The organism is Salmonella sp. HY31 (assembly GCF_042604575.1).
GTDB lineage: Bacteria > Pseudomonadota > Gammaproteobacteria > Enterobacterales > Enterobacteriaceae > Salmonella > Salmonella diarizonae.
The window spans coordinates 4703551-4714999 of record NZ_CP170479.1 but is presented as its reverse complement, the minus strand read 5'-3'; the positions used below and the strand labels follow the sequence as shown (position 1 = coordinate 4714999).

Sequence of the window (11449 nt, the reverse complement as noted above, 5' to 3'; positions counted from 1 at the left end):
TTTTATGATGATGCTATTTTTCACCGTGGCAATGGTGCACATCGTTGCGCTAATGAGCCCCGGCCCCGACTTTTTCTTCGTGTCTCAAACTGCCGTCAGCCGTTCGCGTAAAGAAGCGATGATGGGCGTACTGGGCATTACCTGCGGCGTGATGGTATGGGCGGGCGTGGCGCTGCTTGGCCTGCATCTTATCATCGAAAAAATGGCCTGGTTGCATACGATCATTATGGTAGGCGGCGGCCTGTACCTGTGCTGGATGGGCTATCAGATGCTGCGCGGCGCGTTGAAAAAACAAGATGCGGCGGTGCCTTCTCCGCACGTTGAACTGGCGCAGAGCGGGCGCAGCTTTCTCAAAGGGCTGTTGACCAATCTGTCAAATCCGAAAGCGATTATCTATTTTGGTTCCGTTTTTTCACTGTTCGTCGGCGATAACGTCGGCGCTGCGGCGCGCTGGGGTATTTTCGCGTTAATCACCCTGGAAACGCTGGCCTGGTTTACTGTGGTCGCCAGCCTGTTCGCGCTGCCGAAAATGCGCCGCGGCTATCAGCGTCTGGCGAAATGGATTGATGGCTTTGCCGGCGCTCTGTTTGCGGGCTTTGGCATTCACCTGATTATTTCGCGTTAATTTACCTCCGGGCCGGATAAACGTCATCCGGCACTACTATCATGCATGTCTTGCCGACGCCAGGAGCGCGCCTACCAGCATAAATAACGAACCAAACGCTTTATTCAGCGCCTTCATCTGTTTTGGTCCTTTAATCCAGGCGGCAATGCGTTGCGCCAGCGTGGCGTAACCGGTCATCACAATCATATCAACCACAATCGTGGTGACGCCGAGAATGAGGTACTGCGCCAGTTGCGGTTGCTGCGGCATGATGAATTGCGGAAACAGGGCGGCAAGAAAGACAATGCTTTTGGGATTGGTTAGATTGACAAATATCGCGCGTTTGAACAATCGGCCCCGCGATTGCGTCTGGGCGAGGGTATGCAGATCGATAGCGCCTGCGGCGCGCCACTGCTGGATACCCAGCCAGATAAGATAAGCCGCGCCAGCCCATTTCAGGATTTCAAAAGCGATGAGCGAGCGCGAAAAGAGCGTACCCAGTCCGACGCCCACCAGTACGATATGTATACCCAGCCCGGTCTGGAGTCCGGCGATAGAAGCCGCTGTGCCACGATATCCATGGTTGATAGACGTCGTCATGGTATTGATGGCACCAGAACCCGGAGAAAGACTCAACAGAGTTGAGGTCAGCAGATAGGCGAACCACCATTCAAAGGTCATGTGAAACTCCCTGGTTGTCTGTTTTTGTGCCACAATACGCTACTGCCGCTGTGTTGTGTCAGACACGACGCAAAAAACGATTTTACCTGGTAAATGAGGCCGGATACCCGATGTTTCAGCAGCAAAAGGACTGGGAAACAAGAGAAAATGCGTTCGCTGCTTTTGCTATGGGGCCGTTGACTGATTTCTGGCGTCAGCGGGAAGAGGCGGAGTTTATCGGCGTGGGCAACATTCCGGTACGTTTTGTCCGTTTTCGGACCGATTCCAACGATCGGACGATCATCATTTGTCCTGGCCGCATTGAGAGTTACGTAAAATACGCTGAACTGGCGTACGATCTCTTTCATCTCGGTTTTGATATCTTCATCATCGACCACCGTGGGCAAGGGCGCTCCGGGCGAATGTTATCGGACCCGCATCGGGGCCATGTTGATCATTTTAACGATTATGTTGAGGACTTAGCGGCGTTCTGGCAACAGGAAATTGAGCCGGGGCCGTGGCGTAAGCGTTATATTCTTGCGCACTCAATGGGGGGTGCGATAGCCACCTTGTTCCTGCAACGCCATCGTGTGCGGTGCGACGCTATTGCGCTCACCGCGCCGATGTTTGGTATTGTGATACGCTTGCCTTCCTTCATGGTGCGCCATATTCTCGACTGGGCCGAAGGGCACCAGCGCATCCGTGAAGATTACGCCATTGGTACCGGTCAGTGGCGGGCGTTACCGTTTGGGATGAATGCGCTGACCCACAGCCGCCAGCGTTATCAGCGCAACTTACGATTTTATGCCGACGAGCCGCAACTGCGCGTCGGCGGCCCCACCTGGCATTGGGTGCGCGAAGGCATTCTGGCGGGTGAGCAGGTACTGGCGGGGGCGAGCGATGACGCGACGCCTACGCTACTGATTCAGGCGGAAGAAGAGCGGGTAGTGGATAACCGCACCCACGATCGTTTTTGTGAAATTCGCGCCGCGGCGGGGCACCCTTGTGAAGGGGGAAAACCGCTGGTTATCAAAGGCGCGTACCATGAGATCCTTTTTGAAAAGGACGCCATGCGCTCAGTCGCGCTTAACGCCATTGTTGGATTTTTCAACAAGCCTAATTTATCCAGCGGAAATCGCTTTGCTTAGAGGTTAAATTTTATTATGTATCAGGTTGTTGCGTCTGATTTAGATGGCACGCTGCTCTCCCCCGACCATACGTTGTCCCCTTATGCCAAAGAGACTCTGAAGCTGTTGACCGCACGCGGTATCCATTTTGTCTTTGCCACTGGTCGTCATCATGTCGATGTAGGGCAAATCCGCGATAATCTTGAAATCAAGTCTTACATGATCACCTCCAACGGTGCGCGAGTGCACGATACCGACGGGAATTTGGTTTTTACGCATAATCTGGATCGCGACATTGCCAGCGACCTGTTCGGGGTGGTGAATGCGAACCCGGACATCGTCACCAACGTTTATCGCGACGACGAATGGTTTATGAACCGTCATCGCCCGGATGAAATGCGTTTTTTCAAAGAGGCGGTATTTAACTACTCGCTGTTTGAGCCTGCGCTGCTGGAGCCGGAGGGCGTCAGCAAAGTGTTTTTCACCAGCGATACCCATGAAAAGTTGTTGCCGCTGGAGCAGGCGATTAACGCGCGCTGGGGTGATCGGGTAAACGTGAGCTTCTCCACGCTGACCTGTCTGGAAGTGATGGCGGGCGGAGTGTCGAAAGGTCATGCGCTGGAAGCGGTCGCTCATGCGATGGGGTACAGCCTGAAAGAGTGTATCGCTTTTGGCGACGGGATGAACGACGCTGAAATGCTCACAATGGCGGGTAAAGGCTGCATCATGGGCAATGCGCACCAGCGTCTGAAAGACCTGTATCCCGAACTTGAGGTGATCGGCATCAACGCTGATAACGCCGTGCCGCATTACCTACGCGAACTCTTCTTACGCTGACGTGATTGTTTGTTAGTTGACCAGTTGTCAACTTCGCTCTCCGCTACAATGGGTGTTCCCTGTTTTAAGAGACATCCATTGTGGCGCTACTTATCATTACCACTATCCTGTGGGCTTTCTCCTTTAGTCTATTTGGCGAGTATCTTGCCGGGCATGTCGATAGCTATTTCGCGGTGCTCATACGCGTTGGGCTGGCGGCGCTCGTTTTTCTGCCGTTTTTGCGTACTCGCGGGCACAACCTAAAAACCATCAGCCTGTATATGCTGGTGGGGGCGATGCAGCTTGGCATCATGTATATGTTGAGCTTCCATGCCTACCTCTACCTGACCGTATCCGAACTGCTGCTGTTTACCGTTCTGACGCCGCTCTATATCACGCTGATTTACGATGTGATGAGTCAGCGTCGTTTACGCTGGGGCTATGCATTTAGCGCGTTGCTGGCGGTGATTGGTGCCGGGATTATTCGCTACGATCGTGTGACCGACCATTTTTGGGTAGGTTTGCTCCTGGTGCAGCTTTCTAATATCAGTTTCGCTATCGGAATGGTGGGGTATAAACGTCTGATGGAGACCCGCCCCATGCCGCAGCACAACGCCTTTGCGTGGTTCTATCTGGGGGCGTTTTTGGTGGCGGCGGTGGCATGGTCGCTGTTGGGGAACGCGCAACAGTTGCCGGAAACCACGCTGCAATGGAGCATTCTGGTGTTTCTCGGCGTGGTGGCGTCCGGCATTGGCTACTTTATGTGGAACTATGGCGCTACCCAGGTGGACGCCGGGACGCTGGGTATTATGAATAATATGCATGTTCCCGCAGGACTGCTGGTTAATCTCGCAATTTGGCATCAGCAGCCCCACTGGCCAAGTTTTATTACAGGCGCGGCTGTGATCCTGGCTTCGCTGTGGGTGCATCGAAAATGGGTCGCTCCGCGCTCCGCACAAACGGCAGATGATCGCAGGCGTGATTCCGCGTCGAGCGAATAAACGCCTCGGTCACCGCCTGGCGCTGGTCGCCGTCGCGCACGGCGGCATACAGACGGCTCCACAGACCATCGCCCAGGGTTTTGGTCACCACCAAACCCTGGCGCTCAACACTTTCCACCACCCAGTGCGGCAGGGCGGCAATCCCCATCCTGGCTGCCACCATCTGAATCAGCAATAGCGTATTATCCACGCTTTTCAGCGGCGGACTGATACCCGCCGGTTGCAGGAAATGTCGCCAGACATCCAGTCGGCTGCGCTGCACCGGGTAAATTAACAGCGTTTCGCTGGCTAAATCTTCCGGCGTAATCTGCGTTTTGCTGGCCAGCGGATGGTCGGGTGCCAGCACCAGTCGGACTTCAAAATCGAACATCGGCGAATAGTGCAGCCCGCTGCGCGGCAAAATATCCGACGTCATCACCAAATCCAGCTCGCCTTGTTGCAAGGCTGGTTGTGGATCAAAAGTGACGCCGGATTTGAAATCCATTTCTACCTGCGGCCAGTTTGCACGGAAGTTTTCCAGCGCCGGGGTCAACCACTGAATACAGCTATGACATTCAATAGCGATGCGCAGACGAGTTTGCTGCGGTTCGTTGCATGCCTGTAGCGCACGGCTGATTTGCGGTAGCACCTGGTTTGCCAGTTGCAGCAGAATCTCTCCCTGCGGCGTAAAGCGCAGCGGCTGGCTTTTACGCACGAACAGGCGGAAGCCAAGGCGTTGTTCCAGATCGCTGAACTGGTGAGACAGAGCGGATTGGGTCTGGTGTAGCACCGCCGCCGCGGCAGCCAGCGATCCACTATTCCGCAATGCCTGGAGTGTTTTCAGGTGTTTAATCTCGATCATGAAAGTCCTTCACTTCGCCATGAACAAATTGCGCTTGAGGAATATACAGTACCTTTACATTATGGATGTGTAAACATCCAGACGTCCAAAACTCGTCATATTTCGACTTGCAGATGCGTTGGCTTCCTTGCTTACCCCAGTCACTTACTTCAGTAAGCTCCTGGGGATGCGCTGTGTCGCCGCCTTCCTGCAAGCCGAACTATTTAGAGTTTTACTTTCAGATTCAATAAAATAAGAGAGGAAGTAAAATGACAATATTGACTCACACCCTCGGTTTTCCTCGCGTTGGCCTGCGTCGCGAGCTGAAAAAAGCGCAAGAGAGCTACTGGGCGGGGAACGCTACCCGTGAAGAACTGCTGGCGGTTGGGCGCGAACTGCGCGCGCGTCACTGGGAGCAGCAGAAACAAGCGGGTATTGATCTGCTGCCGGTAGGCGACTTTGCCTGGTACGACCATGTTCTGACCACCAGCCTGCTGTTAGGCAATGTGCCGGCTCGTCATCAGAACAACGACGGTTCCGTGGACATTGACACTCTATTCCGCATTGGCCGCGGTCGCGCGCCGACTGGCGAACCGGCGGCGGCAGCGGAAATGACCAAATGGTTTAATACTAACTATCACTACATGGTGCCGGAATTCAGCAAAGGCCAGCAGTTCAGACTCACCTGGACACAATTGCTGGAGGAAGTGGATGAAGCGCTGGCGCTGGGTCATAAGATCAAACCCGTATTGCTGGGGCCTGTCACGTATCTATGGCTGGGCAAAGTGAAAGGCGAGCCGTTTGACCGCCTGACGTTGCTGAAAGACATTTTGCCGGTGTATCAGCAAGTGCTGGCTGAGCTGGCAAAGCGTGGTATCGAGTGGGTACAAATTGACGAACCAGCGCTGGTACTGGAACTGCCGCAGGCGTGGCTGGATGCCTTCAAACTGGCTTACGACGCGCTCGCCGGCCAGGTGAAGCTGTTGCTGACAACCTATTTTGAAGGCGTGACGCCAAACCTTAATACTATTATCGCGCTGCCGGTACAGGGGCTACATGTTGACCTCATTCATGGCAAAGATGATGTATCGGAACTGCATCAACGTCTGCCGGCCGACTGGCTGCTCTCTGCGGGCTTGATTAACGGGCGTAATGTCTGGCGCGCCGATTTGACCGAGAAACACGCGCAGATTAACGACATTGTGGGCAAACGCGCGCTGTGGGTAGCATCCTCCTGCTCTTTGCTGCACAGTCCGATCGATCTCAGCGTCGAAACGCGTCTGGATGCGGAAGTAAAAAGCTGGTTTGCCTTTGCGCTGCAAAAATGCGGTGAACTGGCGTTGCTGCGTGATGCGCTGAACAGCGGTGACATATCGGCGATTACCGAGTGGAGCGCGCCGATTCAGGCTCGTCGCCACTCAACCCGCGTCCATAATGTCGGGGTAGAAAAACGCCTGGCGGCGATCACCGCGCAGGATAGCCAGCGTGAGAATCCTTATGAGGTGCGTGCTGAAGCGCAACGCGCCCGTTTTAAGCTTCCCGCCTGGCCGACGACGACTATCGGTTCGTTCCCGCAAACCACGGAGATTCGCGGTCTGCGCCTGGACTTCAAAAAGGGCAACCTCGACGCGAATAACTACCGCACCGGCATCGCTGAACATATCAAGCAGGCGATCATTGAGCAGGAACGTTTAGGGCTGGACGTGCTGGTACACGGCGAAGCCGAGCGTAACGACATGGTGGAATATTTTGGCGAGCACCTGGACGGCTTCGTCTTTACCCAGAATGGTTGGGTGCAAAGCTATGGTTCCCGCTGCGTGAAGCCGCCGGTGGTAATCGGCGATATCAGTCGTCCGGCGCCGATTACCGTGGAGTGGGCAAAATATGCCCAGTCGCTGACCGACAAGCCGGTAAAAGGGATGCTGACCGGCCCGGTGACTATTCTTTGCTGGTCGTTTCCCCGCGAAGACGTGACCCGCGAAACGATTGCGAAACAGATTGCGCTGGCGCTGCGTGATGAAGTAGCGGATCTGGAGGCTGCGGGGATCGGGATTATTCAGATCGACGAGCCGGCGCTACGCGAAGGTTTACCATTGCGTCGCAGCGACTGGGACGCCTATCTGGAATGGGGCGTAGAAGCCTTTCGCATCAACGCGGCGGTAGCGAAAGACGACACCCAGATTCACACCCATATGTGCTACTGCGAGTTTAATGACATCATGGACTCCATTGCGGCGCTGGATGCGGACGTGATCACCATCGAAACCTCGCGTTCCGATATGGAGTTGCTGGAGTCGTTTGAAGCGTTCGATTATCCGAACGAAATCGGGCCGGGCGTGTATGATATTCATTCGCCGAACGTGCCGAGCGTCGAATGGATCGAAGCCTTGCTGAAGAAAGCGGCACAGCGTATTCCGGCACAACGCCTGTGGGTGAATCCGGACTGCGGTCTGAAAACTCGCGGTTGGCCGGAAACCCGCGCGGCGTTAGCGAACATGGTCAAAGCGGCACACAATCTGCGTCAGGCGAAATAATCCAGCCTGGCCGCTGCGTTTATCCGGCATCAAGGCGGCGCTACCCTTTGACGGGTAGCGCCTGCGCTTTACCTGACCAACTGTTGTCACTGTTTACCGTTCTTCTCATTTCTTTTTTTATTTTCTGATCTGGCTACTTGGCGATCATGATAATAAAAAGATCCGACGTATGAATGATCACCAGGTGGATAGCGTCATTGGAAAGTATTGTGGCGGTCTATCCGATGGCGTCGCTCATGCGCTGGCTGGCGCAGGACGCGCGTAAAAATGGGAGCGTCGTCAGCCGCAACGACCCCTGTCCCTGCGGCAGCGGCAAAAAATATAAAAAATGCTGCGGTAAAGCATAGCTAACGTGGTTATGACGCGTTGTTGAGCCTACACCGACTCCGGCATCGTAGACCCAACAAACATCGTAATGCGCTGTTGTTAGCCTTTTTTCCCACCGTACTGCGCGAACCATTCCAGCATTCTTTGCCAGCCGTCTTTTGCTGAGGCTTCGTGGTAGCCCGGACGATAGTCGGCATTAAATGCGTGCCCTGCATCGGGATAGACCACGATTTCCGCCTTCGCGTTAGCGGCGCGTAGCGCCTGACGCATGGTTTCCACGCTCTCCTGTGGAATACTGGTATCCTGCCCGCCGTATAAACCCAGTACCGGCGCGTTAAGATCGGTGGCAATGTCAACGGGATGCTTCGGCGAGTTGAGCGACGTGTCGCCCACTAGCTTGCCGTACCACGCTACCGCCGCTTTTAACTGTGGATTGTGCGCGGCGTACAGCCAGGTTATCCGGCCTCCCCAACAAAAACCGGTGATCATCAGCCGATGCGCATCCCCGCCGTTGCGCGAGGCCCAACTGGCGACGTGATCCAGGTCAGCAAGGACTTGCGAATCCGGTACCTTACCCACCAGCCCGCTCAATAATGTGGGTATATCGGCGAAATCATTGGGGTCGCCTTCGCGGAAATAGAGTTCCGGCGCGATGGCGAGATAGCCTTCCAGCGCCAGCCGTCGGCAAATATCGCGAATGTGTTCGTGTACGCCAAAAATTTCCTGCACCACAATGACCACAGGCAGCGCACTGTTGTTCGCTTTTGGTTTGGCGTAATAGGCTGGCATGTCGTCGCCCTGAGAGGGAATTGACGTTACCCCCGCGCTAATGGCCTCATCAGGGGTATGAATCATCGTAGGGGCAAGCGGGGAGGCTGCAGGTGCAAAGCCGGATGGATGTGTCGTTGTCATGGTATTCTCCGTACCCTTAAAAAATAGCGCAATCTTAACTATAGACAGTGTGTAACAAACCACATTGCCTTAAAGCGGCTATCTTTTGTGCAATGCCTGGCGATATTGATTATTTATTGTGATGCACATCACTTTTTAATGGTAATTGAATGCAATTGTTTTACGCCATAGTGATTGCTGTCACGAAAATATCTTTATGTCTTAGGTAAAGTGTCTCTTTGCTTCTTCTGACAAACCCGATTCACAGAGGAGTTTTATATGTCCAAGTCTGATGTTTTTCATCTCGGCCTCACCAAAAACGATTTACAAGGGGCCCAGCTCGCCATCGTCCCTGGCGATCCTGAGCGTGTGGAAAAGATCGCCGCGCTGATGGATAAGCCGGTTAAGCTGGCATCACACCGCGAGTTCACCTCCTGGCGCGCTGAGCTGGATGGCAAGGCAGTTATCGTTTGCTCTACTGGTATCGGCGGTCCGTCTACCTCTATTGCCGTGGAAGAACTGGCGCAACTGGGTATTCGTACTTTCTTGCGTATCGGCACCACGGGGGCGATTCAGCCGCACATCAATGTCGGCGACGTTTTGGTAACGACCGCATCCGTTCGTCTGGATGGGGCGAGCCTGCATTTTGCGCCGATGGAATTCCCGGCCGTTGCCGACTTTTCCTGCACCACTGCGCTGGTTGAAGCTGCGAAATCGATTGGTGCCACGACTCACGTTGGCGTAACCGCCTCTTCCGACACTTTCTATCCGGGTCAGGAACGTTACGACACCTATTCTGGTCGCGTTGTTCGTCGCTTCAAAGGTTCTATGGAAGAGTGGCAGGCGATGGGCGTGATGAACTACGAAATGGAATCCGCTACGCTGTTAACCATGTGTGCAAGCCAGGGTTTACGCGCAGGTATGGTGGCGGGGGTTATCGTCAACCGTACCCAACAAGAGATTCCGAATGCGGAAACGATGAAACAAACTGAAAGCCACGCGGTGAAAATCGTCGTGGAAGCGGCCCGTCGTCTGCTGTAATTCCCCTCTCTTTTGCAAAGGCCGACGTGTTCGGCCTTTTCTTTTTGCGTGGCGCCTCGCAGGAAATTCCTTTTAAACTGGACGTTTATACAGCACAATTCTATTTTGTGCAGGACTGTGTGGTTCCAGGGGGAGGCGTTGTGGATATTACTCTTATGATAAGTGCCGTCGTGGCGCTGGCGGCTGGGGCGGTTATTGGCTGGCTGGCGACGAAAGCGCACGCCGATCAAATCCGCGCCGAGCTTATCGAAGAACGGCGGGAGCTGGATATCGAACTGAGCGCAGCCCGGCAGCAATTAGCGCAAGAAGCGCACTGGCGTAGCGAATGCGAGTTACTTAATAACGAACTGCGTAGCCTGCACAGTATTAATACCTCTCTGGAAGCCGATCTACGTGAAGTCACGACCCGTCTGGAAGCGACTCAGCAACACGCGGAAGACAAAATCCGTCAGATGATCAACAGCGAACAGCGTTTAAGCGAACAGTTTGAAAATCTGGCGAACCGTATCTTTGAACACAGTAATCGTCGTGTAGACGAACAAAACCGACAAAGCCTGAATAGCCTGCTGACGCCGCTGCGTGAGCAACTGGACGGTTTTCGCCGTCAGGTTCAGGAGAGTTTTGGCAAAGAAGCGCAGGAGCGGCATACGCTGGCGCACGAAATTCGTAACTTGCAGCAGCTTAATGCGCAGATGGCGCAGGAAGCAATCAACCTGACGCGCGCCCTGAAAGGGGACAATAAGGCGCAGGGAAACTGGGGCGAAGTTGTGCTGGCGCGGGTACTGGAGGCATCCGGACTGCGTGAAGGCTACGAATACGAAACCCAGGTCAGTATTGAGAACGATGCGCGCTCGCGGATGCAGCCGGATGTCATCGTCCGCTTGCCGCAGGGCAAAGATGTCGTCATCGACGCTAAAATGACGTTAGTCGCCTATGAGCGTTACTTTAATGCTGAAGATGACTATACGCGCGAGGCTGCTTTACAGGAGCACATCGCCTCGGTGCGCAATCACATTCGCTTACTGGGGCGTAAAGACTATCAGCAGCTTCCCGGGCTCCGCTCGCTGGACTATGTTCTGATGTTTATCCCCGTAGAACCCGCTTTCCTGCTGGCGTTAGATAAACAGCCCGAACTGATAACCGAGGCGCTGAAAAATAACATTATGCTGGTAAGTCCCACGACGCTACTGGTGGCATTACGGACAATCGCCAACCTGTGGCGCTATGAACACCAGAGCCGCAATGCGCAGCACATCGCGGACAGAGCCAGTAAGCTCTACGATAAAATGCGGTTGTTCGTTGATGATATGTCAGCGATCGGCCAGAGTCTGGATAAAGCGCAGGATAACTACCGCCAGGCGATGAAAAAACTCGCGTCGGGGCGTGGCAACGTTTTGGCGCAGGCGGAGGCCTTCCGGGGGTTAGGCGTGGAAATCAAACGCGAGATTAATCCGGATTTAGCGGAACAGGCCGTTACGCAAGATGAAGAATATCGTTTACGATCGATTCCTGAAGGGCGACAAGACGAACATTATCCCAATGATGAACGGGTGAAGCAGCAGTTAAGTTAACCCATACGGAGTAGTTTAGTCCTGGCGCAGAGTAGGGCAAATTGGCCCAATCTGTTA

General features: G+C 54.3%; 10 protein-coding genes and 1 pseudogene. 8 read left to right on the top strand and 3 right to left on the bottom strand.

The window, feature by feature from the left end; genetic code table 11:
* Positions 1–4 precede the first annotated feature (4 nt).
* A complete protein-coding gene (rhtC, locus tag ACE15A_RS22565; RefSeq protein ID WP_023247400.1) occupies positions 5–625 on the top strand; it encodes a threonine export protein RhtC in 621 nt (206 codons plus the stop codon).
* A 39-nt stretch (positions 626–664) separates the two neighbouring features.
* On the opposite strand, the gene rhtB is transcribed toward rhtC, so the two are convergent.
* Entirely contained in the window at positions 665–1285 is a 621-nt protein-coding gene (rhtB, locus tag ACE15A_RS22560; RefSeq protein WP_023247401.1) for a homoserine/homoserine lactone efflux protein, read from the bottom strand.
* Between the two features lie 110 nt (positions 1286–1395).
* On the opposite strand from rhtB, the gene pldB reads away from it, so the two are divergent.
* The 3 genes from pldB (at position 1396) to ACE15A_RS22545 (ending at position 4208) form a co-directional block, all read left to right on the top strand.
* A complete protein-coding gene (gene pldB / locus ACE15A_RS22555) occupies positions 1396–2412 on the top strand; it encodes a lysophospholipase L2 (protein WP_023247402.1) in 1017 nt (338 codons plus the stop codon).
* 15 nt (positions 2413–2427) lie between these two features.
* The gene (yigL, locus tag ACE15A_RS22550; RefSeq protein WP_023247403.1) at positions 2428–3228 is read left to right on the top strand and encodes a sugar/pyridoxal phosphate phosphatase YigL; all 801 of its coding nucleotides are present in this window, start codon (positions 2428–2430) and stop codon (positions 3226–3228) included.
* An 80-nt stretch (positions 3229–3308) separates the two neighbouring features.
* Entirely contained in the window at positions 3309–4208 is a 900-nt protein-coding gene (locus tag ACE15A_RS22545; protein ID WP_023247404.1) for a carboxylate/amino acid/amine transporter, read from the top strand.
* Here ACE15A_RS22545 and metR read toward each other — a convergent pair.
* On the bottom strand, positions 4096–5049 hold the full coding sequence (gene metR, locus ACE15A_RS22540) for an HTH-type transcriptional regulator MetR (protein WP_053510994.1): 954 nt from the start codon (positions 5047–5049) through the stop codon (positions 4096–4098). The genes ACE15A_RS22545 and metR overlap by 113 nt on opposite strands.
* Positions 5050–5297: 248 nt before the next feature.
* Between metR and metE the strand changes: the two genes are divergently transcribed.
* Together metE and ACE15A_RS22530 are read left to right on the top strand one after the other, a co-directional pair.
* Positions 5298–7562 (top strand): 5-methyltetrahydropteroyltriglutamate--homocysteine S-methyltransferase, encoded by a 2265-nt coding sequence (gene metE, locus ACE15A_RS22535; RefSeq protein ID WP_053510996.1) that lies wholly within the window; start codon positions 5298–5300, stop codon positions 7560–7562.
* A gap of 215 nt (positions 7563–7777) precedes the next feature.
* Positions 7778–7909: pseudogene (locus ACE15A_RS22530) on the top strand (SEC-C metal-binding domain-containing protein); the annotation flags it as partial.
* 79 nt (positions 7910–7988) lie between these two features.
* On the opposite strand, the gene ACE15A_RS22525 reads toward ACE15A_RS22530, so the two are convergent.
* Positions 7989–8801 (bottom strand): dienelactone hydrolase family protein, encoded by an 813-nt coding sequence (locus ACE15A_RS22525; protein ID WP_053510998.1) that lies wholly within the window; start codon positions 8799–8801, stop codon positions 7989–7991.
* A 258-nt stretch (positions 8802–9059) separates the two neighbouring features.
* Between ACE15A_RS22525 and udp the strand changes: the two genes are divergently transcribed.
* On the top strand, positions 9060–9821 hold the full coding sequence (gene udp, locus ACE15A_RS22520; RefSeq protein ID WP_023247409.1) for a uridine phosphorylase: 762 nt from the start codon (positions 9060–9062) through the stop codon (positions 9819–9821).
* Between the two features lie 140 nt (positions 9822–9961).
* On the top strand, positions 9962–11392 hold the full coding sequence (gene rmuC / locus ACE15A_RS22515; RefSeq protein WP_023247410.1) for a DNA recombination protein RmuC: 1431 nt from the start codon (positions 9962–9964) through the stop codon (positions 11390–11392).
* Positions 11393–11449 lie beyond the last annotated feature (57 nt).